The 21,046-nt window shown below is 71.9% G+C and carries 17 protein-coding genes and 1 tRNA gene; 11 read left to right on the forward strand and 7 right to left on the reverse strand.

Features of this window, described 5'->3' with window-relative positions; genetic code table 11:
* Positions 1-37: 37 nt before the first annotated feature.
* Positions 38-679 (reverse strand): tellurium resistance protein, encoded by a 642-nt coding sequence (locus ACFVS6_RS26220; protein WP_389707447.1) that lies wholly within the window; start codon positions 677-679, stop codon positions 38-40.
* 170 nt (positions 680-849) lie between these two features.
* On the opposite strand from ACFVS6_RS26220, the gene ACFVS6_RS26225 reads away from it, so the two are divergent.
* From ACFVS6_RS26225 to ACFVS6_RS26255, 7 genes are all read left to right on the forward strand, one after another.
* Positions 850-2,271: a methyl-accepting chemotaxis protein gene (locus ACFVS6_RS26225; protein WP_389707449.1), complete on the forward strand. Its 1,422-nt coding sequence runs from the start codon at positions 850-852 to the stop codon at positions 2,269-2,271.
* Positions 2,268-2,762: a hypothetical protein gene (locus ACFVS6_RS26230; protein WP_389707451.1), complete on the forward strand. Its 495-nt coding sequence runs from the start codon at positions 2,268-2,270 to the stop codon at positions 2,760-2,762. The genes ACFVS6_RS26225 and ACFVS6_RS26230 overlap by 4 nt, the downstream gene beginning before the upstream one ends.
* A gap of 26 nt (positions 2,763-2,788) precedes the next feature.
* The gene (locus ACFVS6_RS26235) at positions 2,789-3,454 is read left to right on the forward strand and encodes a VWA domain-containing protein (protein ID WP_389707453.1); all 666 of its coding nucleotides are present in this window, start codon (positions 2,789-2,791) and stop codon (positions 3,452-3,454) included.
* Positions 3,455-4,389: 935 nt separating this feature from the next.
* The gene (locus ACFVS6_RS26240; RefSeq protein WP_389707455.1) at positions 4,390-5,367 is read left to right on the forward strand and encodes a protein phosphatase 2C domain-containing protein; all 978 of its coding nucleotides are present in this window, start codon (positions 4,390-4,392) and stop codon (positions 5,365-5,367) included.
* Positions 5,364-6,314 carry a hypothetical protein gene (locus ACFVS6_RS26245; protein WP_389707457.1) on the forward strand — a complete coding sequence of 317 codons (951 nt, stop codon included), beginning with the start codon at positions 5,364-5,366 and terminating at the stop codon, positions 6,312-6,314. Before ACFVS6_RS26240 ends, ACFVS6_RS26245 begins: the two co-directional genes overlap by 4 nt.
* 471 nt (positions 6,315-6,785) lie before the next feature.
* Entirely contained in the window at positions 6,786-8,171 is a 1,386-nt protein-coding gene (locus ACFVS6_RS26250) for an NAD(P)/FAD-dependent oxidoreductase (protein WP_389707459.1), read from the forward strand.
* Between the two features lie 169 nt (positions 8,172-8,340).
* Positions 8,341-9,720 (forward strand): class I SAM-dependent methyltransferase, encoded by a 1,380-nt coding sequence (locus ACFVS6_RS26255; protein WP_389707461.1) that lies wholly within the window; start codon positions 8,341-8,343, stop codon positions 9,718-9,720.
* Between the two features lie 135 nt (positions 9,721-9,855).
* Here ACFVS6_RS26255 and ACFVS6_RS26260 read toward each other — a convergent pair whose 3' ends face one another.
* Entirely contained in the window at positions 9,856-12,402 is a 2,547-nt protein-coding gene (locus ACFVS6_RS26260) for an ABC transporter permease (RefSeq protein WP_389707463.1), read from the reverse strand.
* A 92-nt stretch (positions 12,403-12,494) separates the two neighbouring features.
* Entirely contained in the window at positions 12,495-13,259 is a 765-nt protein-coding gene (locus tag ACFVS6_RS26265) for an ABC transporter ATP-binding protein (protein WP_389707532.1), read from the reverse strand.
* Between the two features lie 428 nt (positions 13,260-13,687).
* Between ACFVS6_RS26265 and ACFVS6_RS26270 the strand changes: the two genes are divergently transcribed.
* Positions 13,688-13,769 (forward strand) — tRNA-Leu (locus ACFVS6_RS26270).
* A 137-nt stretch (positions 13,770-13,906) separates the two neighbouring features.
* The gene (locus ACFVS6_RS26275) at positions 13,907-14,761 is read left to right on the forward strand and encodes a Bax inhibitor-1/YccA family protein (RefSeq protein WP_389707465.1); all 855 of its coding nucleotides are present in this window, start codon (positions 13,907-13,909) and stop codon (positions 14,759-14,761) included.
* 175 nt (positions 14,762-14,936) lie between these two features.
* Here ACFVS6_RS26275 and ACFVS6_RS26280 read toward each other — a convergent pair whose 3' ends face one another.
* Positions 14,937-15,167, reverse strand: a complete 231-nt coding sequence (locus ACFVS6_RS26280; protein WP_281206443.1) for a DUF4287 domain-containing protein — start codon at positions 15,165-15,167, stop codon at positions 14,937-14,939.
* A 101-nt stretch (positions 15,168-15,268) separates the two neighbouring features.
* On the opposite strand from ACFVS6_RS26280, the gene ACFVS6_RS26285 reads away from it, so the two are divergent.
* Positions 15,269-15,631, forward strand: coding sequence for a hypothetical protein (locus tag ACFVS6_RS26285; protein WP_389707467.1), 363 nt, complete (start codon positions 15,269-15,271; stop codon positions 15,629-15,631).
* Here the strand turns inward: ACFVS6_RS26285 and ACFVS6_RS26290 are convergent.
* The 3 genes from ACFVS6_RS26290 to ACFVS6_RS26300 all read right to left on the reverse strand — a co-directional run bounded on the left by ACFVS6_RS26290 (position 15,615) and on the right by ACFVS6_RS26300 (position 19,347).
* A complete protein-coding gene (locus ACFVS6_RS26290; RefSeq protein WP_389707469.1) occupies positions 15,615-16,418 on the reverse strand; it encodes a hypothetical protein in 804 nt (267 codons plus the stop codon). The genes ACFVS6_RS26285 and ACFVS6_RS26290 overlap by 17 nt on opposite strands.
* A gap of 540 nt (positions 16,419-16,958) precedes the next feature.
* Positions 16,959-18,179 carry an acetyl-CoA C-acetyltransferase gene (locus ACFVS6_RS26295; protein WP_389707471.1) on the reverse strand — a complete coding sequence of 407 codons (1,221 nt, stop codon included), beginning with the start codon at positions 18,177-18,179 and terminating at the stop codon, positions 16,959-16,961.
* 130 nt (positions 18,180-18,309) lie between these two features.
* Complete coding sequence (locus tag ACFVS6_RS26300) at positions 18,310-19,347, reverse strand: SGNH/GDSL hydrolase family protein (RefSeq protein WP_389707473.1); 1,038 nt, start codon at positions 19,345-19,347, stop codon at positions 18,310-18,312.
* A gap of 134 nt (positions 19,348-19,481) precedes the next feature.
* Between ACFVS6_RS26300 and ACFVS6_RS26305 the strand changes: the two genes are divergently transcribed.
* Entirely contained in the window at positions 19,482-20,864 is a 1,383-nt protein-coding gene (locus ACFVS6_RS26305; protein ID WP_389707534.1) for a cystathionine beta-synthase, read from the forward strand.
* Positions 20,865-21,046: the final 182 nt, after the last annotated feature.

The following is a 21,046-nucleotide window of genomic DNA, read 5'->3' on the forward strand; positions in this document are numbered from 1 at the left end:
CCCCCCGCCCGACGGTCCCCGGGGCCCGCCCCGGGGGTCAGGGGCGGCGGTCCAGCGGGGGTTTCGTGGCGCGGGTCCAGTCCAGGCCGAAGCCGTACTGCCGGTCGATCAGTTCGTGGACGTTCAGATCGCCCGTCGGGGTGTACCAGTTCACCTCGCGTCGGACCGTCAGGGCGTCGCCGTCCGGGACGGCGGTCGCGATCGTGGCGCCCGTCGCCCCGGCCGGTGAGTCGTCCAGCACGATCCGGCAGCCCGGACCGGCCGGGGCGGTGACGTTCACGGCGGCCCCCAGCCGACGGAAGTCGGCGGAGCCCTCGTAGATGTAGACGAAGAACAGCAGGCGCGCGAACAGATCCCGGTGCGCCAGGTTCACCCGCAGGGTCTCCCCGTCCGAGGACTCGCCGGTCCGGTCGTCGTGGTCGAGGGCGACGTGGGGCCACTCGGTGAGCGAGCCGAAGTCCCCGCCCAGCGCCTGTACGACCGTCGTCCGCCCGTCGTGGAACTGCGCGAAGGCGCACAGGTTCACGTCCGCGCCGGCCGCGGGCAGCCAGTTCAGGTTCGCGTGCAGGGTGCCCCGCCCCCGGATCCGCGCCTGCGGTGCCGCCCGCGTCAGTACGGGCGCGGTGCCCTCTTCGCCGCGGAGCCTGATCACTCCGCGGGGGCGGTCGGCTGATCCCATTTCTTCCCCCGATCAGATGATGGAGGATCATATGACGGATCGTCGGGCTGGGCTATGATCCGAGCGCGCCGCTCCGGGTCGTCGCCCGGGCGGGCAGGGGGATGGGCCGCCGCCTTCGTACGGTCGTGCGGACGTACGGCTGCCGCCCCGCATCTTCCATGGGGGTGGAAATGCCCGTTGGGGCACTGGCGACGGCGCCCGCGGTCGCCGCACAGCTCGACGACCTCGCCGCACACCCGGGACTGGGCTCCCGGCGGGACGAGCTGAGATCACTGGCCGACGCCCTCCGGGGCCTCGGCGACGGGGACCTCGAACCCTGGACCGAACTCGACCTCCTCCAGGCCTTCGCCCGGGAGGAGAGCGTCCGGGCCGCCCTGGCCGAGGAACCAGAACACCGGGCGTGGGCCCACCTGGAGGTGGGCATCGGCTGCCTGGTGTTCTTACCCCTGCTGCTCACCTGGCTCGGCCTCTCCCGGGCCACCAGCGCCTACGAGGCCCTCATCGGCGCGGACCCGGCCGCCGCCGGCCGGCCCTTCCTCCAGCTCTGGCAGTCGGGCTTCGAGGGCCGACTCGGCTCCTGGGCCACCTTCGGGCACGTCGCCGGCTCCGCCACCTTCGTGATCGTCCTGCTGGTCCTCCTCGCGGCCCTCCACGGGATTCGCCGCACCCGTACGGAACGCCGCGCCGACGACGCCCGCCGCACCGCCGACGACCTCCTGTCCCGGCTGGTCCCCGTACTGACCCGGGCCCAACTGCTGCTCAACGAGCAGCGGCTGGCCTCCCCGCAGCGGTTCGTCGCCGAACTCACCGCGGCGGCCACCACCCTGGGCAAGCTCGGCGACAAGGCCGTCCGCGCCCACCGCCAGCTGAGCACGGCCGTCACCGCCGTCTCCGACGCCGTCGAGAGCGCCGGCAACCGACTCGCCTCCGTCGACGCCGCGGTGCTCCCGCTGGAGCGCGCCGTCGGCCGGGTCGAAACGGCGGTGACGGCGAACGGCGCCGAGGTGAGCAAGGCCGTCGAGTCGCTCACCGAACCGATGGAGCGCAACGGCGCCCTCCTGGAGTCCGCGGTGAGCGACAGCGGAGTCATGGTGCGCCGGGCACTGGAGGACGTGCGCTCGGTCAACGGCGAGGTGCGGGACGCCCTGGGCGCCGCCGGGGAACGGGTCGAGGACTCGGTGACCGTACTCGCGGCCGCGCAGCGGTCGTTCACCACCGGGACCGAGGTCGCCGCGGACGTCTCGGCCCGGGTCCTCGCCCGCCTCGGCGAGGTCACGGAGAGCACCGCCGAGGCGGTGGCGCTCTCGCAGCGGGCGGTCCTCGGGCTGGACGGGCAGACGGACGCGCTGCGCCGGGCCGCCGAACGCTTCGCGGAGCTCGCCGAGGCCGTGTCCCGGGCGGCCGCCGACTTCGCCGCAGCGGCCCCGGCCCCGGCGCCCCCGCCCCCGGCACCGGTCGACGCGGTTCCCGGTCCGGTCCTGCCGGGCGCGGCCACCGCGCGGGCCGATCACGTGCCCGCCGTGAACCTGGCGAAGACCGAGGACGGTCACCACGAGCGGGCCGCGGACCGGACCCGGGCGGACACCCGATGACGAGGCCGCGCCGGCCGCGGTTCAACCCGTTGACGCTCGCCGGCTGGTTGTTCGCCGACATGCTCCTGGTCTTGGCCCTCGTGGCGATGGGGGACCAGGGCGACCCGGTGAAGGCCGCGACGGCGAAGAAGCCGGGGCCCTCCCCGAGCCCGAGCGCCTCCCCGAGCCCCTCGCCGACCCCCTCGGGACCCCGGGCCGTCGAGCGGCAGGCCGTGGAACTCGCGTTCGACGCCGCCGCCGGCGACACGGACCGCATCGTGCGCCAGCTCCGGGAGAGGACCGAAGCGCACAAGGGCCGCACCGCGGCCTTCGTCCTCACCTTCGGCCGCAGTCCGGAGGTCGGCGGGGGCGTCGACTACGCCCGCCGCGTCAACGCCCTGCTGGCCCAGGCCCGTCCGGAGATGTTCACCGGCGCCACCACCCGGGACTTCTTCGTCCAAGGCCCGGCAGGCGGCCACGCGGAGCTCGAAATCTACTTCTACACCTACTGACTCCAACTCCCCGGAGGCGCGAGACCGTGCAGATCCTTCCCTTCTACCTGGTGTGCGACGAGTCCGGCTCGATGGCCGGACCGTCCATCGACAGCATCAACAGCGCCCTGCCGGACCTCCACAACGAGATCAGCACCAACCCGACGGTCGCCGACAAGACCCGCTTCTGCCTGATCGGCTTCTCGGACGACGCCACCGTGCTCCAGTCGCTGGCCGACCTGAGCGACCTCGACACCCTCCCGGCGCTCTCCGCCGGCGGCCTGACCGCCTACGGGGAAGCCTTCCGTACCCTGCTGCGCTGCATCGAGACGGACGTCGCCGCGCTGAAGGCGGAGGGCCACGAGGTGTACCGGCCGGTGGCGTTCTTCCTCTCCGACGGCGGCCCCACCGACGAGGACTGGACGCAGGCCCACAAGGAACTCATCGAGGCGCGCTACCGGCCGAACATCATCGCCTTCGGCATCGGCGAGGCCGACCGGGCGACGATCGGCCACGTCGCGAACTTCAGGGCCTTCATCCAGGAGGACAAGAACGTCTCACCGGCCGCCGCGCTGCGCGAGTTCGCGGCCAGCCTGACCCGGTCCATCGTGCGGTCGGCGTCCAGCATCGCGGCCGACGGCAACGACACCTTCAACCTCGTCATCGACGAGACCGTGCCCGGGTTCATGACCGTCCCGCTCGACAAGCTCTGAGGGCGAGGGCCACCATGCGACAGGAGACGACCGGTCCCGAGGAGCCGACGGAGCCGACGGGATCGACGGAGCCGACGACCCGGAACCCGGATCGGCCGGCCCGGCCGGACGCGGCCGAGGAGGCGTACGCGGCGTACGTGCGGGATTGGCAGCCCGAGCCGGCGGAGCCCGGCGACCCGCTCGCCCCCGCGCACCCGGCGGAGCGCACCGAGCGGGGCCCCCGGGCGCATGCGCCGGAGTCACCCGGACGGGAGTACGGGACGCACCCGGCGGGCCTTGGCCGACCGGGGTACGGGGGGTACCCGGGCCCGGTCGAACCGGCCGGGCCCGAGGGCCCGCCGGAGGCGGAGCCGGCAGGCCCGGCGCACGAGGCCGACCCGGCGTACCCCTTGGCCCCACCCGCCCCACCCGCCCCACCGCAGCCGGGGCAGTCGGCCCGGCCCCTCAGGCCGCGCAAGCAGGTGCCCACCGCCGGAGGCGGAACACCGCCGCGGCAGCGGCTCCAGCCGCAGCCGCCGACCCGGCCCGTTCGGGCCGTGGTGCCGCTCCACCCCGTTCCGCCGCCCCACCAGGACCCGCGGATCCCCGCAGGCCCACCCTCCGCCGAAGCACCCCCGACAGCCCCGCCCCCGCCACAGCCTCCGTACCGGCCGCAGGCTCCGTATCAGCCGCAGCCTTCGTACGAGCCCTACCGGCCGGAGGTTCCGTCTCAGCCGCAGCCTTCGTACGAGCCCTACCGGCCGGAGGTTCCGTCTCAGCCGCAGCCTTCGTACGAGCTGTACCGGCCGGAGGCTCCGTCTCAGCCGCAGCCTCCGTCTCAGCCGCAGGCTCCGCATCACCCGTCCCAGCCGCAGCCTCCGTATCAGCCGCAGGTCCCGTATCGGCCGGCTCAGCCGCAGCCGCCGTCCCGGCCGGAGGCCCCGGACCGGGTTCCGATGCCGCCCCCGCCCCCGCCCGGCGCAGCCGTCCCGCGGCGCGGGGATCCGAAGTTCGGCGGGGCGCGGGCTCCGCGGTACGTGCCGGATCCGGGCCGGGCCTCCGCCGCCCGGGCCGACGCGGAGGCCGCGGCCGTGCCGGACACCGTCCTCGACGGGGCCGCGCACGGGCCGTTCACCGTGCGGGCCGCCTCCGTGCGCGGCGACTCCCACCGCTACTTCGCCGAGCCCCGCCAGGACTCGCTCGTCGTGGCCCGGCTCGGCGATGCCGAGGATCCGTCCGGGCTGCTCCTGCTCGGCGTCGCGGACGGAGTCGGCTCCGCTCCCCGCTCCCACCTGGGCTCGGCCCTGGTCTGCCGGGAGACGGTACGACTCCTGGACGACTACGCCGAGGAACTCTCCGAGTGCCTGCGCACCGGCGACGAGCGGTCCCTGAACGGACTGGTCAACTCCGTCGTCGGCCGGATCGCCGACGCCCTCGTGCGCGCCGCCGAGGTCGCCGGGCACGAGCCCCGCGCGTACGCGACCACCCTGCGCGTGCTCCTCGTCCCCCTGGACCCGGCCGTCCGCGGCAGGGCCCTGCTCACCGTCGGCGACGGCGGGACGGCCCTGCTCCGCGAGGGAACCTGGCACCTGGACGCCCGCTTCGCCCCCCGCACCCCGGACGGCGGCGGTGCTCCGCCCGCGGCCCCCGCCGGGGACGGGGTCATCGACACCGGCACCGCGGCCCTGCCCTCCACCCGGCACGCCGAGGTCGACCTCTTCACCACCCGCCCCGGGGACGTGCTGGTGCTGTGCACGGACGGCCTGTCCAACCCCCTCGGCGGGGACGCGGACATCCGTGTCTTCCTGGCCCGTGCCTGGGGTACCGGCGAACCGCCGCCGGGGCTCGCCGACTTCCTCTGGCAGCTCCAGTACCGGGTCAAGTCCTACGACGACGACCGCACCGCCGTGTGCCTTTGGGAGGCGGGCGCATGACCGTCGCCGACGGAGCCGACGTACCGCTCTCCTCGCTGCGCCCGCTGAAGAAGATCGGCGACGGCGGCCAGGGCGAGGTGAGCACCCTCGAAGGGCAGCCGGGCGTGCTCTACAAGAGCTACCGCGAGCCCCACCGCGTCGCGGGTGATGCCCTGGCCGGCCTGGTCTCCGTGCGCCTGGCCCTGGCGCCGGCGGAGCGGGACCGGCTGGACGCCTCGGCGGCGTGGCCGCTGTGCCGGGTCGTCGACGCGGGCCGGGTCACCGGCTTCCTCATGAACGAGGCGCCCGCCTCCATGCGGTGGCCGGCCCGCGACGGCACGATGCGACTGACGGAGCTGCAGTACCTGATCCGCGAGGTGAAGCAGCACTGGCAGCAGTTGCTCCAGCCGACACCCACCGAGCGGTACGCCCTGGTGGTCGCGTTCGTCGAGCTCGTCGACCGGCTGCACGCGACGGGCCTGGTGATCGGGGACCTCTCGCAGGCGAACGTGCTGTGGACGGTCCGTCCCGCCCCCGCCGTCCACCTGCTGGATTGCGACGGCATCCGGCTGAGCGGCAGCGCCCCCGTCCTGGCCCAGGCGGACACCCCGGACTGGAACGACCCGCTCGCCCCGGCGGGGACGGTCACCGTCGACAGCGACCGCTACAAGGCGGCCCTGGCGATCGGCCGGATGCTGGCCCGCAACGCCTACCTGAGTCCGGGCGAGGCCCTGAACCCGCTGCCCGGGGTCCTCGACGACGACCGCAAGATCGTCGCCGTCCGCGCGCTCTTCGCGCAGGCCGCCGGCGCGCACGGCACCCGCCCCGGCCTCGGGCAGTGGCGGGCGGCCCTGGCGGGGCGACAGCAGATCAAGCTCGCGGCCGCGAAGCCCCGGCCGAGACCGGAACTGGACCCGTCGGTGATCGAGGGGCCGCGGACCCGCACGGTCATCCGGCTCCGCGACTGATCAGTCGTGGCTCCGTCGACCCTCCAGCCCGGCCGGAGGATCGCGGTCCGGGCGAGAACGATCAGTGCGGCGGCAGTGCGCAGCACGTGGGGCGGGCCCCCAACGGCCTTTCCGGGGGCCGAAAGTCCCCCTGTCCACATGAACTTCGTGAAGTTCTTCACAAGGAATATGAGCCCGTGGGCCCCCAATGGGGCTCGTTGGTGGCCGGCATGCGGGTTTCGAGGGGGTGTTCGTGCGAACAGTGGACATCCGGAGGGGGCGCCGGTAGGTATCCACCAACCCGGTGGTCTACTCCCCTCACGGGCCTGGAGGCCAGTTCAGGACGGGTGAACAACGATTCCGGCCACCCCCCGGTTCCCGTTCCACCCCATGATCTGGGTCACGTGGGCCGCGCAGTGTAGCAGAGGTGTCCCCTCTCCTTGTGAAGGGGCTCACGAGCGTCACCCCTGAGGGTGCTGGATACTCATTCTCATGAGCACCACGGAGCGTCCCAGGATCCTCGTTGTAGGAGGTGGGTACGTAGGCCTGTACGCAGCCAAGCGCATCATGAAGAAGATGCGTTACGGCGAGGCGACCGTCACGGTCGTCGACCCGCGCTCGTACATGACCTACCAGCCCTTCCTCCCCGAAGTGGCCGCAGGCAGCATCTCGCCTCGGCACGTCGTCGTCCCGCTGCGACGCGTGCTGCCCAAGGCAGAGGTTCTCACCGGCCGGGTCACGACCATCGACCAGGACCGCAAGGTCGCCGTCGTCACGCCGCTCGTCGGCGAGGCGTACGAGCTGCCTTTCGACTACCTGGTGATCGCGCTCGGCGCCGTTTCCCGCACCTTCCCGATCCCCGGCCTGGCCGAACAGGGCATCGGTATGAAGGGCGTGGAAGAGGGCATCGGCCTGCGCAACCACGTACTCGAACAGCTCGACAAGGCCGAGTCCACGACGGACGAGAACGTCCGCCGCAAGGCCCTCACCTTCGTCTTCGTCGGCGGCGGCTTCGCCGGCGCGGAGACCATCGGTGAGGTCGAGGACATGGCCCGCGACGCCGCGAAGTACTACGCGACGATCAAGCGCGAGGACATGCGCTTCGTCCTGGTCGACGCCGCGGACAAGATCCTTCCCGAGGTCGGGCCGAAGCTCGGCACCTGGGGCAAGGAGCACCTGGAGTCGCGCGGCATCGAGATCTACCTCAACACCTCCATGGACTCCTGCGTGGACGGCCACGTGGTGCTGAAGAACGGCCTTGAAGTCGACTCCAACACCATCGTGTGGACCGCGGGCGTCAAGCCGAACCCGGTGCTGGCCCGCTACGGCCTGCCGCTGGGTCCGCGCGGCCACGTCGACGCCGAGCCGACCCTCCAGGTCAAGGGCACGGACTACATCTGGACCGCGGGCGACAACGCCCAGGTTCCGGACGTGGCCTCCCGCAAGGCCGGCGTGGAGAACGCCTGGTGCCCGCCGAACGCCCAGCACGCGCTGCGTCAGGCCAAGGTCCTCGGCGACAACGTGATCTCGGGCATGCGGGGCTTCCCGCAGAAGACGTACGAGCACTCCAACAAGGGTGCGGTGGCGGGCCTCGGCCTCCACAAGGGCGTCGCCATGATCGTCATGGGCAAGATGAAGATCAAGCTCAAGGGCCGGCTCGCCTGGTACATGCACCGTGGCTACCACGGCATGGCCATGCCGACCTGGAACCGCAAGATCCGCGTCTTCGCCGACTGGACCCTCGGCATGTTCCTCAAGCGCGAGGTGGTCTCCCTCGGAGCCCTCGAAACCCCGCGCGAGGAGTTCTACGAGGCCGCCAAGCCGGCTCCGGCCCCCGCGGCCGCCGCCGCCCCGGCCGAGAAGGCCAAGGCCTCCTGACCCGGCGCAGCCCGGCAGGAACCTGAGCACGACCAGTACGTCCCCGAAGGGGCCGCCCGCCATCCGTGGTGCGGGCGGCCCCTTCGGCTTACCCGGAGGCACCAGCCGCTGATTGGCGCGGATCGGAAGTGGGTAGGCCGTTCGGTCGGAACTTCTGGAGGTGCCTGCGATGACCGACGCCGCGCCGCGGCTGGCCGCTCTTGCCGAAACACTGCTGGGCGCCCCCCTGCCCGTCCGCATACGGGCCTGGGACGGCACCGAGGCCGGCCCCGAGACGGGCCCCGTCCTCGTCCTGGCCAACAGGCGCGCACTGCGCCGCATGCTGTGGAAGCCGGGCGAGCTCGGCCTGGCCCGCGCCTGGGTCGCCGGCGACCTGACCGTGGAGGGCGACCTCTTCGAGCTGCTGGACCGGGTGGGCGGCCTGCTGTGGGAGCGGGAACCCGCCCCGGCGCCCACGTCGACCACACCGCCCACCGGACTGGCCAAGCTGGCCGCGCTGCGCCCGCTCCTGCCCGCCCGGGCCACCGGCGCGGCCGACACGGCGGTGCTGCTCCGCGACCCGGACGTACGGGCCGCCGTACGCGAGCTGGTGACCCTGGCGCGCCCGTGGGCCGCACCCGCCCCGCCGCCCGAGGAGGCCGCGCGCCGCGGGGGGCCCGCGCACTCCAAGGGCCGTGACCGCCAGGCCATCAGCCACCACTACGACGTGGGCAACGAGTTCTACGAGCGCGTGCTCGGGCCCTCGATGGTCTACTCGTGCGCCTACTGGACCCCCGGCGGCACCCTGGAGGACGCGCAGCGGGACAAGCTCGACCTGGTCTGCCGCAAGCTGGGCCTGACCCCGGACGCCCGGCTCCTCGACGTGGGCTGCGGCTGGGGCTCCATGGCCCTGCACGCGGCCCGCGAGTACGGCGTGCGGGTCACCGGAGTCACCCTCTCCCGGGAACAGGCCGCGTACGCCCGCAAGCGGATCGCGGAGGAGGGCCTGACCGACCGGGTGGAGATCCGCATCCAGGACTACCGGGACGTCAAGGACGGCCCGTACGACGCCATTTCGTCCATCGGGATGGCCGAACACGTCGGCGCCGACCGCTACCGCGAGTACGCCCGCACCCTGCACTCCCTGCTGGCCCCCGGCGGCCGGTTGCTGAACCACCAGATCGCCAGACCCCCGGAGCCCGACGAAGAGGCGCACCGGATCGACGAGTTCATAGACGCCTACGTCTTCCCCGACGGGGAGCTCTCCCCGCTCGGCACCACCGTCGGCGAACTGGAGCGGGCCGGCTTCGAGGTCCGCGACGTGGAATCGCTGCGCGAGCACTACGCGCTCACCCTGCGCGCCTGGGTGACCCGGCTGGAGGACCACTGGGACGAGGCCGTACGGCTGACCTCGCCCGGCCGGGCCCGCGTCTGGCTGCTGTACATGGCGGCCTCCGCACTCGGCTTCGAGCACGCCCGCCTCGGCGTGAACCAGGTCCTCGCGGTCAGGCCGCGCACCGGCGGCGCCGCCGACCTGCCGCTGCGCACGCGGACCTGGGGCACGCCGTAGCCGCTCCCGTCGGACGACGGGAACGACGCCAACGACGCCAACGACGGCTACGCGGCGACGACGGTGACGACGGGAAGGGCCCCGGGGCGAACGCCCCGGGGCCCTTCCGTGTCCCTGGTACCGCCGGTCGGCGGGCTACTCGGTCTTGATGGCGGTCAGCATGTTCAGCCGGGCGGCGCTGCGGGCCGGCCACATGGCGGCCAGGACGCCGACCACCGCGGCGAGGAGGAGGAAGATGCCGATCCGGTCGTAGGGCATGACCAGCTCGTAGTTCGGCACCGACTTGGTGAGCGTGGTGCCCACGGCCCAGGCGAGGAAGACACCGATGGCCACGCCGAGGACCGCGCCGAAGAGGGAGATCACCACGGCCTCCAGGCGGATCATGTTCTTGACCCGGCTCCGGTCGAGGCCGATCGCCCGCAGCATGCCGATCTCCTGGGTCCGCTCGAAGACGGACATCGCCAGGGTGTTGACCACGCCCAGCACCGAGATGATCAGTGCCATGCCGAGCAGGCCGTACATGATGTTCAGCGCGGTGTTGACCATGCCGCCCATCTCGTTGCGCATGTCCTGCTGCGTGGCGACGCTCATTGCCGGGTTCTTGCCGAGCGCGTCCACGACGGCCTGGTGGTTCGCCTTCGTCTCGCCGCCCGCGGTGTTGACGTACACCTCGCGGATGTACTGCTCCTCGCTGTGCTGCGCCAGGATCTTGTTGTCGAGGACGTACGGGGACAGCAGGCCTTCGAGGTCCTTGTAGACCGCGCCGATCTTCAGCGTGCCCTTCTGGCCGTCGTCGAACTTGACGTCCAGGGTGGAGCCGGCCGTCAGCTTCTGGTCCTTCGCGGTGCTCTCGGCGACCGCGACCTCACCCTTGACGAGGCTGTCCAGCGAACCGCTGAGGACCTCGATGTTCAGCAGCCGGCCGATGGTGGCCGGGTTGACGCCCGAGGCCGACCGGTAGGTCTCGCCGACCTTGAAGAAGCCCTCGGCCTGCGCGGAGACGGCTTCGACACCCGGGGTCCTGGCGAGGGTGTCGGCGACCGCCTTGTCCAGGCTGCCGATGCCGCCGGACATGGTGACCTTGTAGTCGGCCTTGAGCTTGTCCGTGCTCATCCGGTCGACGGCCTTGCCCATGGTGACGCCGAGCACCGACATGGTGGTGACCAGGGTCAGTCCGATGGCCAGCGAGGCGGCGGTGACGGCGGTGCGGCGCGGGTTGCGCACCGCGTTCTGCGCGGCCAGCTTGCCGGGGACGCCGAACACCTTCTGCAGCGCGGGGCGGACGGAGGCGATGACCGGCTTCGAGAGCAGCGGCAGCAGCACGATCATGCCGAGGAGCATGAAGAACGCGCCGCCGCCGATGACCATGCGGCCGTCGCTCTTCATGGAGACGCCGAGGAACACGACGCCGATGCCGAGGGCGCTGATGACGCAGCCGAGCACGTTGCGCAGCACGAGCGACTTGGCGCTCGCCGGCAGGTGGGCGCTGCCCATCGCGGCGACGGGGGCGATCCGGCCGGTGCGCCAGGCGGGCAGCAGGGCGGCGAGGGTGGTGACGAGGACGCCGATGACGAGCGCGGCGACGATGGTGACGGGGGCGATCACGAGCTCGCCGCCGGGGATCTTGGCGCCGATCGAGTCCATCAGGGTCCGCATGCCGGCCGCCAGGCCGATGCCGCTGACCAGGCCGATGGCGGCCGAGACGGCGCCGACGACCAGGGCCTCGGCGAGCACCGAGCGCATGACCTGACCGCGGTTGGCGCCGACGGCGCGCAGCAGGGCGAGTTCCTTGGTGCGCTGGGTGACCAGCATGGTGAAGGTGTTGTAGATGAGGAAGACGCCGACGAAGAGGGAGATGCCGGCGAAGGCGAGCAGCATGGTGCTCATGCCGCTCATCTGCTTCTTGATGTTCTCGGCCTCCTCGGCGGCGAGCGCGACGCCGGTCTGCGCCTTCGCGTTCTTGGCGAGGAGGGGCTTGACGTCGGCCAGCAGCTGGTCGGCGGAGGTGCCGGCCTTGGCGGCGATGGAGAGCTCGTCGTAGAAGCCGGGCTGGAGGTAGAGCTCCTGGGCGACCTTGGTGTCGAAGAGGACCAGGCTGCCGCCCGCGTTCACGGCGCCGTCCTCGGTGGTGAAGACGCCGGTGAGGGCGAATTCCCGGACCGGGCCGTTGGTGGCGACGCGGACCTTGTCGCCGACCTCGTACTTGCCCTTGGCGGCGGTCGCCTTGTCGAGGGCGATCTGGTCGTCCTTGGTGGGGCCGGTGCCGCCGGTGAAGGTGTAGCGGGGGTCCTTGCCGTCCTTGACGGGGGCGTAGTTGGAGCCCTTGTTGGCCCAGCCGGAACCGATCAGCTTTCCGTCCTCGTCGCCGACGCCGGCGAAGCCGGACACGCGGCCGGAGACGGTGTCGACGCCCTTGACGGCCTTGACCTTGTCGAGGGTCTCCCGGCTGATGCCCGGGTCGCCCTCCTTCTGGCCCTCCTCGTCGCGGCCCTGACCGTAGGAGGTGACGGAGACGGCGATGCCGTCGTAGCTCTTGGCCGACTGGCCGGACAGGGCCTTGCTGAGCGTGTCGGTGAAGATGAGGGTGCCGGAGACGAAGGCGACGCCGAGGGTGACGGCGAGCACCGTCATCAACAGCCTGGCCTTGTGCGCGAGGACGTTGCGCAGGGCGGTACGGAACATGGGGATATCAGTCCTGGTGGGCTGGAAGTCTGGAGGAGGTCTTCGGGGGCCGCGGGAGGCGCGGAGTGCGTCGGGCGGGGGCGTCCCCGGGGTCAGCTGGTGCGGCCCTTGGCGTCGAAGGCCTTCATCCGGTCGAGCACGCCGTCGGCGGTGGGGTTGGCCATCTCGTCGACGATCCGGCCGTCGGCGAGGAAGATGACGCGGTCCGCGTAGGAGGCGGCCACCGGGTCGTGGGTGACCATGACGACGGTCTGACCGAGCTCGCGGACCGAGTTGCGCAGGAAGCCGAGGACCTCGGCGCCGGAGCGGGAGTCGAGGTTTCCGGTCGGCTCGTCACCGAAGATGATCTCGGGACGGGATGCCAGGGCGCGGGCCACGGCCACGCGCTGCTGCTGGCCGCCGGAGAGCTGGGTCGGCCGGTGCGAGAGCCGCTCGGAGAGGCCGACCATCGCGATCACGGTGTCCAGCCACTGCTTGTCGGGCTTGCGGCCCGCGATGTCCATCGGCAGCGTGATGTTCTCCAGGGCCGTCAGGGTCGGCAGCAGGTTGAAGGCCTGGAAGATGAAGCCGATCTTGTCCCGGCGCAGCTGGGTCAGCTGCTTGTCCTTGAGGGAGCCGAGCTCGGTGTCGCCGATGCGGACCGAGCCGGAGGAGAAGGTGTCCAGTCCGGCGACGCAGTGCATCAGCGTGGACTTGCCGGAGCCCGACGGGCCCATGATCGCGGTGAACTGGCCCTGCGCGAACTCGACGGAGACGTTGTCCAGCGCGACGACCTGGGTCTCGCCCTGGCCGTACACCTTGGACAACTGCGTCGCACGGGCGGCCGAGGCCTGGAGGGTGTGCGGGGCGTAGTTCATGGCGGTCAAGGGGGGACTCCTGTCGGGCGTACTGCGGAACGGCGGGACGGTTCCATCCTCACGGCGACCCCGGGGGTTCCGGATCAGCCGCGGTGCCCGTTCGCAGGCCCACTGGAGTCTGACCGGGCGTCGGCCGGACTCCTCCTTTGGTATGACGGCCACCCTGAGGATGTCCATGTCAGTGCCCGATGGGCGGGGGGTGGCCGGGGGTGGCGGAAGGGGTGGCGGGAGGCAGCGAAATCACGTCAATCACGCCCGGACGACGGGCGTCCCCCGGAACGGTGCCGACCGTGACTTATCGGCCCTGACGCCCCCTCAATCACCAATAAAATCAGACAACATCGGATAGACGGCCGTCTGGGGCGGAGGGCGTTCCGGATAGGCTCGCGTCAGCGTTCAAGGCTTTTAACGGGGGCCCGCGGCGCCTTGCCCGGATGGTGGAATGCAGACACGGCGAGCTTAAACCTCGCTGGCCCTCGGGCCGTGCCGGTTCAAGTCCGGCTCCGGGCACTCAAGCAGCCGTTCCGTTTATCCTCTGCGCCCGACCGCGCCTTCTCCTAAGATCCTCCTCCAGCGGTAGGGTGCTTTTTTTGCGAGCGCATTACTCTTGAAGACAAGGCTGCGCACGGTGGCCATGGAGGAGTGAGATGAGGAGCAGTAACCCGGTCTTCTCGCGACGGGGGTTCAGCCGCGACAACGGCGGCTACGCGGGCTTCGAGGCGCAGCACGCGCAGGCCGGGACCGCGACCAACCCGTACGCGACGAACCCCTACGCCACCGACCCCACCACGGGGATGCCGGCGGCGCCGGTCAACAGCAACGCGATGACCATCGACGACGTCGTGAGCCGTACGGCCATGACGCTCGGCACCCTGGTCGTGACGGCGGCGCTGGCCTGGATCTTCCTCCCGGTCGACGCGGCCAACCTGAACGTGTCGTACGGCATCGCCATCGGCGCGATGCTCGTGGCGTTCGTCTTCGCGATGATCCAGTCCTTCAAGGCCAAGGCCTCGCCGGGTCTCATCCTGGCGTACGCCGCCTTCGAGGGCGTCTTCCTCGGAGTCATCAGCTCGGCCACCAGCACGTACTTCGGTGCCGGTGTGGTCATCCAGGCCGTCATGGGCACGATGTGCGTCTTCGCGGGCGTGCTCTTCGCCTACAAGATGCGCTGGATCCGCGTCACCCGCCGGTTCACCGGCTTCGTGATGGCCGCGGCCGTGGGCTTCATGCTGCTGATGCTGACCAACCTGCTGATCTCGCTCATCGTGGGCGGCGACGGCCTCGGACTCCGCAGCGGCCCCCTGGGCATCCTGTTCGGCGTCATCGGCATCATCCTGGGTGCCTGCTTCCTCGCCCTCGACTTCAAGCAGGTCGAGGACGGCGTCGCCTACGGCGCCCCGCGCGAGGAGGCCTGGCTGGCCGCCTTCGGACTCACCACCACCCTCGTGTGGATCTACATCGAGATGCTCCGCATCTTCCAGATCCTCTCGGGCAACGACTAGCCGGACCGCCACCCGGCACCCCAGTACGGCGAAGGCCCCGCGAGCACACCGCTCGCGGGGCCTTCCCGCGTATCGGGAGGGACGTCGGGGCGGCCGTCGGGGCGGCCGTCAGGACGTGGACGGACAAGGAGTCGGGGAACGGGCTTCGGGGGGCCGGGAGGCCGTGGCGGCGGCCTCAGCCGAACCGGCGGGCGGCTCTGCGCAGGTCGTGCTCGTGGATGATCGCCTTGGCCTGGCCGTGGGACAGCTCGTGCGCGCCGCGCAGCCAACTGACCTTCTCCTCGAACCTGAGGAGGGACGGGCCCTCGTCGACGGCACGGAGCCAGTCGGAGATCTCACGACCGGTGCTCTGCGGGATTCTGTCGATCATGTTGCGGTGGGTCTGCTCGGAGAACTCTACGGACATGGGCGCCTCCGGAGGTGTTGCCGTGCTGTTCCCTTCACGCCACCGTGCCGGCGAGTTCGCCCGTTGGCAATGGCGCCGTAGCGGCGCGTAAGGTCGGCCGGGTGCTCGATACCTCACCCCTGACCGTCGCCGTGGAACGATTCGCCGACCGCCTGAGGGCGGCGCCGCAGAGCCGGCTGCAACGCGGTGCGGCGGCCGAGGGGCTGGCCCTGGCCCGGGAGCTGGCCGTACGGGCGCAGCGGCTGGAGGAAGCGGCGGGACGGGCCCCACGGGGGGCGGCTCCGGCGCCCGCGCGCGAGGTGCCGGACGCGGGGATCTTCGTCGTCGGGGACCAGCTGTCGGTGACCGGCCTGGACCTCGCGGAGGCCCTGCGCACCTGCCCGGACACGGGAACGGCCCCGTCCGTGCTGCTGGACGAGGCCGTGGCGCTGGTGGGGCTGGCGGAAGTCAGAGCGATGCGATGACGCGGTCCGCCAGGATGTAGACGTTGCTGTCGGGGTCCTCGGAGTCACCGCAGGAGAAGGTCAGCGCGTACGCGCCGGAAATGCCGGAGCCGCCCAGCAGGATCGGGGCGGTGCCCGCCCGCAGGGCCTCGGAGAGGCGCTCGGCCGTCTCCCGGTGCCCCGGGGTCATGCAGAGCGTGGTGCCGTCCGTGAAGACGTACACGTCCAGGGTGCCCAGCGGGCCCGGCCGGACGTCCGCGAGGGCCGTACGGGCCTCCGCGAGCTCCTCCAGGCGGCTCACCGTGCGCTCGTGGTCCGCGCCGTGGTGCGACTGGACCGGCACGAAGTCGGGGTGCGAGGGGTGGCGCCGGCGGGCGGCGGCCAGTTCGGCCGAATCCTCCGGGTACTCGTCGGCGAAATCCTCGCCGAGCACCGGCTCCAGCCCGACCAGGTCGGCCTGCCGGGGCAGGAAGACCGGGCTGTCCTCGCCGAGCCCGGGCAGACCGCCCAGCAGCGAAGGGGCGTCGGCGGCGTCACGGGCCTCCTGCGCGGCCCAGAAGGCCCGCGCCTCGGCCAGCTCGCGCTCGCGCTCCTCGGCGAGGGCTTCGGCCACGGCGGCTCGTATCTCGGCGGCGGGGGACTCCACGGCGCTGCGGGCGTGCGGGACGGCCGCGGTGCGCGGACGGGCCGGCAGGGCCAGTTCACCGCGCAGGGCGGTGACCTGCTTGCGCAGCCCGTGTACGGCGTGCAGCGCAGCAGCGCCCACGGCCGTGGCAGCGGCCGTGGTCAGCAGCAGGGCAAGAGACATGGCGCTCACTGACTAACTCCCGATTGATTCGATCCCCCGACTTCCTACATCAGCTTGTCCTCTGCTGGGAATGGCGTGCAGTGCATTACGTCATGAATTGGACAGGTCTTTCGTCCTCGGGGCACCGGGGGGAGGGTGCCTGAGCTGGGCAAATACCGATCCCCCAGGACAAAGGTCACATCCTGGGGGAGATTCGGTCACAGGTCGGCCGCGACGGGGTTAGATCCGAGGTCAGTAGAGCTCACTCATCTGGAGTATCCCTTGCGGCGTCAGGGGTTCCGCCTTGATCACGCCCTGAACGACCCGGATCGTGACGATCCGGACACCCTCCGCCACGGCTCGGCCGGCCGCCGGATTTTCGGTCGCGTTCCGCTTCGCCGTGGCTGCGGGCGGGTGCCGTCCCTCGTTCCTCGGGGCGGCCCCCACCCTCCGCCACGGCTCAGCTCAGCCGCCGTTTTTTCGGTCGCGTTCCGCTTCGCCGTGGCTGCGGGCGGGTGCCGTCCCTCGTTCCTCGGGGCGGCCCCCACCCTCCGCCACGGCTCAGCTCAGCCGCTCGATGACCATGGCCATGCCCTGGCCGCCGCCCACGCACATCGTCTCCAGGCCGAACTGCTTGTCGTGGAACTGGAGGCTGTTGATCAAGGTGCCCGTGATGCGCGCGCCGGTCATCCCGAACGGGTGACCGACGGCGATGGCCCCGCCGTTGACGTTCAGCTTGTCCAGCGGGATCCCCAGGTCCCGGTAGGACGGGATGACCTGGGCCGCGAAGGCCTCGTTGATCTCGAACAGGTCGATGTCGTCGACGGTCAGGCCGGCCCGCTTCAGGGCCTGCTTGGACGCCTCGACCGGGCCCAGGCCCATGATCTCGGGGGAGAGGCCGGTGACGCCGGTGGAGACGATCCGGGCCAGCGGGGTCAGGCCCAGGTCCCGGGCCTTCGTGTCGCTCATGATGACCAGCGCGGCGGCGCCGTCGTTCAGCGGGCAACAGTTGGCCGCGGTGATCCGGCCGTCGGGGCGGAAGACCGGCTTCAGGCCCTGCACGCCCTCCAGGGTGACGCCGGCGCGCGGGCCGTCGTCCTGGGAGACGACCGTGCCGTCGGGCGTGGTGACCGGGGTGATCTCGCGGGCCCAGAAGCCGTTCTTGATGGCTTCCTCGGCCAGGTTCTGGGAGCGGACGCCGAACTCGTCCATGTCCTGGCGGGTCACGCCCTTCAGGCGGGCCAGGTTCTCGGCGGTCTGACCCATGGAGATGTACGCGTCCGGGATCAGGCCGGCCTCGCGCGGGTCGCTCCAGGAGGCGCCCTCGCTCTGCGCGACGGCGGCCGTACGGGCCTCGGCGTCGGCGAAGAACGGGTTGTGGGTGCCCGGCATGCCGTCCGAGGAGCCGTTCGCGAACCGGGAGACGGTCTCGACGCCCGCGGAGATGAAGACGTCGCCCTCGCCCGCCTTGATGGCGTGCAGGGCCATCCGGGAGGTCTGGAGGGACGAGGAGCAGTAACGGGTGACGGTGAGGCCCGGCAGGTGGTCCATGCCCATCTGCACGGCCACGATGCGGCCCAGGTTGTGGCCCTGCTCGCCGCCCGGGAGGCCGCAGCCCAGCATCAGGTCGTCGATCTCGCGCGGGTCCAGACCGGGGACCTTGGCGAGCGCGGCCTGGATGATCTGCGCGGTCAGGTCGTCCGGACGGACGTCCTTGAGCGACCCCTTGCCGGCGCGCCCGATGGGGGAACGGGCGGTGGAAACGATGACGGCTTCGGGCATCGGGACTCCAAGGGGTGCGTCGTTGCGGGACCGCATGCGAAGTTACCGCCCCGTACGGTCGAGGTCACGGGCCTCGGCGTGTGATGCGGGTCGCTCCGCGGGTGGACGGGGTCGGGGACGCCCGCCCGGCCTACCGGGACTCCGCGACCGGGGCCGCGGGAGCCTTGGGGGCCTCGGCCGGTGCCGGCGCGAGTTCCTCGCCCGCGACCCGCCGCCGACGCCGGTGCTTGAGCAGGGCCCAGGGGCCCCGCGCGCCCGTGACCTCGGTGCCGGCCTCGCCCGCCGCCGCGGACGCCGCCTTGGCGACGGGCAGCATGTCCTCGTCCCGCGAGACGTCCAGCCGGTCGGACTCCGGCCACAGGCCCAGCGCCGCGCACATCGTGGGCAGCACGGCCATGGCGGCCGTCGCGTACCCCTCCGCCGACGGGTGGTAGGAGTCCGGCCCGAACATCTCCCGGGGGTTCGCCGCGAACTCGGGCCCCAGCAGGTCGCCCATCGAGATGGTGCGGGCACCCAGGGCCAGCACGCCGATGGTCTGGGCCGCCGCCAGCTGCCGCGAGACCCGTCGGGCCATCCAGCGCAGCGGTTGGTAGACGGGCTCGATGGTGCCCAGGTCGGGGCAGGTGCCCACCACGACCTCGGAGCCCGCCAGCCGCAGCCGCCGGACCGCCGCGGTCAGCAGCCGGACCGACTGGGTCGGCGGCATCCGCCGGGTCACGTCGTTCGCGCCGATCATGATCACGCACACGTCCGGCGGCGGCGCGTCCCCGTCGAGCAGGAGCCCCACCTGCCGGTCGAGGTCGTCCGACATCGCACCGGACAGCGCGACGTTCCGCAGCTCCACCGGCCGCTCCGCCACCGCGGCCAGCCCCGACGCCAGCAAGGCGCCCGGTGTCTGGCGGGCCCGCCGCACCCCGAGCCCGGCCGCCGTGGAGTCGCCCAGCATGCCGAGCCGCAGGGGCCCCGGGCTCAGCTCGGGGCCGCCGAACTCGCTCCCGTACAGCCCGTCGGCCCGCGGCGGGTCCGGCAGGCCCGTGCCCACCGTCCGCTTCGCGAACTGGACCTCGGCCAGCACCAGACCCACCGCGGCGACCCCGACGAGCCCCAGCCCGCCGCCGCCGTACGCCGCTCCCGCCGCGATCCGGCGGGCCGTCCTCGCCCTGGACACCCTTCAAGCCACCTCGCTCCGCGCTCTGGTCCCGATGACCTACCTGCCCCGTAGTGCGGGTCGGCCAATCCCTTTCCGCATACTCTGGCCGGACCTCCCGGAGAACCCGTGGAGTCCCCTCCTTGGAGAACATGGTGCAATTCCACGACTCGATGATCAGCCTCGTCGGCAACACCCCGCTGGTGAAGCTCAACCGTGTGACCGAAGGCCTGCAGGCCACCGTCCTTGCGAAGGTCGAGTACTTCAACCCGGGCGGGTCCGTGAAGGACCGGATCGCCGTCCGGATGATCGAGGCCGCCGAGCAGAGCGGTGCCCTCAAGCCCGGTGGCACCATCGTGGAGCCCACCAGCGGCAACACCGGTGTAGGACTCGCCATCGTGGCCCAGCAGAAGGGCTACAAGTGCATCTTCGTCTGCCCTGACAAGGTGTCCGCGGACAAGATCAACGTGATGCGCGCGTACGGGGCCGAGGTCGTGGTCTGCCCGACCGCGGTCGACCCCGAGCACCCGGACTCGTACTACAACGTCTCGGACCGCCTCGCGCGCGAGCCCGGCGCCTGGAAGCCCGACCAGTACAGCAACCCGAACAACCCCCGTTCGCACTACGAGACCACCGGTCCCGAGCTGTGGGAGCAGACGGACGGGAAGATCACCCACTTCATCGCGGGCGTCGGCACCGGCGGCACGATCTCCGGCACCGGCGGCTACCTCAAGGAGGTGTCCGGCGGCAAGGTGAAGGTCATCGGCGCCGACCCCGAGGGTTCGGTCTACTCCGGCGGCAGCGGCCGTCCGTACCTCGTCGAGGGCGTCGGCGAGGACTTCTGGCCCACCGCCTACGACCGCAACGTCACGGACGAGATCATCGCGGTGTCCGACAAGGACTCCTTCCAGATGACCCGCCGCCTCGCGAAGGAGGAGGGCCTCCTCGTCGGCGGCTCCTGCGGCATGGCCGTCGTCGCCGCGCTGCGCGCCGCCGAGGGCCTCGGCCCCGACGACGTCGTCGTGGTCCTGCTGCCCGACAGCGGCCGCGGCTACCTCAGCAAGATCTTCAGCGACGAGTGGATGGCCGGTCACGGCTTCCTGGAGGAAGCGGGCCCGTCGGCGCGCATCGGCAACGTCCTCGCGGACAAGGAGGGCGGCATTCCCTCCCTGGTGCACATGCACCCCGAGGAGACCGTCGGCCAGGCCATCGAGGTGCTGCGCGAGTACGGCGTCTCCCAGATGCCGATCGTCAAGCCGGGCGCCGGGCACCCCGACGTCATGGCCGCCGAGGTCATCGGCTCCGTCGTCGAGAAGGAGCTCCTCGCGGCGCTCTTCGCGCAGCGCGCCTCCCTCAGCGACCCGCTGGAGAAGCACATGAGCGCGCCGCTGCCGCAGGTCGGCTCCGGCGAGCCCGTCTCCGAGCTGATGGCGGTGCTCGGCGAGGCCGACGCGGCGATCGTGCTGGTCGAGGGCAAGCCCACCGGCGTCGTCAGCCGCCAGGACCTGCTCGCGTTCCTCGCCAAGGGCGCCAAGTAGCCGCCGCGTCCCCCGGCCGGAGCGTTCGCGGCCGGGGGACGCCCGGTTCGCTCCGGGGGCGGGTCCGTCCGCGCCGGGCGCCGTACCGTTTCCGGCCGGTCGCGCAAACGGTACGGGCCCGACACGTCACGGCAGCACCGGCTTAACACGCGTTCGGCACAGTGGTGGTCGTCGGCAGGGAA

It is taken from the genome of Streptomyces sp. NPDC057939 (assembly GCF_042887545.1).
In the GTDB taxonomy this organism is placed as follows: Bacteria; Actinomycetota; Actinomycetes; order Streptomycetales; family Streptomycetaceae; genus Streptomyces.

Coding starts and splice junctions, on each gene's coding strand:
- ACFVS6_RS26220 (WP_389707447.1), bottom strand. CDS start 679: ATGGGATCAGCCGACCGCCCCCGCGGAGTGATCAGGCTCCGCGGCGAA.
- ACFVS6_RS26225 (WP_389707449.1), top strand. CDS start 850: ATGCCCGTTGGGGCACTGGCGACGGCGCCCGCGGTCGCCGCACAGCTC.
- ACFVS6_RS26230 (WP_389707451.1), top strand. CDS start 2,268: ATGACGAGGCCGCGCCGGCCGCGGTTCAACCCGTTGACGCTCGCCGGC.
- ACFVS6_RS26240 (WP_389707455.1), top strand. CDS start 4,390: ATGCCGCCCCCGCCCCCGCCCGGCGCAGCCGTCCCGCGGCGCGGGGAT.
- ACFVS6_RS26245 (WP_389707457.1), top strand. CDS start 5,364: ATGACCGTCGCCGACGGAGCCGACGTACCGCTCTCCTCGCTGCGCCCG.
- ACFVS6_RS26250 (WP_389707459.1), top strand. CDS start 6,786: ATGAGCACCACGGAGCGTCCCAGGATCCTCGTTGTAGGAGGTGGGTAC.
- ACFVS6_RS26255 (WP_389707461.1), top strand. CDS start 8,341: ATGACCGACGCCGCGCCGCGGCTGGCCGCTCTTGCCGAAACACTGCTG.
- ACFVS6_RS26260 (WP_389707463.1), bottom strand. CDS start 12,402: ATGTTCCGTACCGCCCTGCGCAACGTCCTCGCGCACAAGGCCAGGCTG.
- ACFVS6_RS26265 (WP_389707532.1), bottom strand. CDS start 13,259: ATGAACTACGCCCCGCACACCCTCCAGGCCTCGGCCGCCCGTGCGACG.
- ACFVS6_RS26275 (WP_389707465.1), top strand. CDS start 13,907: ATGAGGAGCAGTAACCCGGTCTTCTCGCGACGGGGGTTCAGCCGCGAC.
- ACFVS6_RS26280 (WP_281206443.1), bottom strand. CDS start 15,167: ATGTCCGTAGAGTTCTCCGAGCAGACCCACCGCAACATGATCGACAGA.
- ACFVS6_RS26290 (WP_389707469.1), bottom strand. CDS start 16,418: ATGTCTCTTGCCCTGCTGCTGACCACGGCCGCTGCCACGGCCGTGGGC.
- ACFVS6_RS26295 (WP_389707471.1), bottom strand. CDS start 18,179: ATGCCCGAAGCCGTCATCGTTTCCACCGCCCGTTCCCCCATCGGGCGC.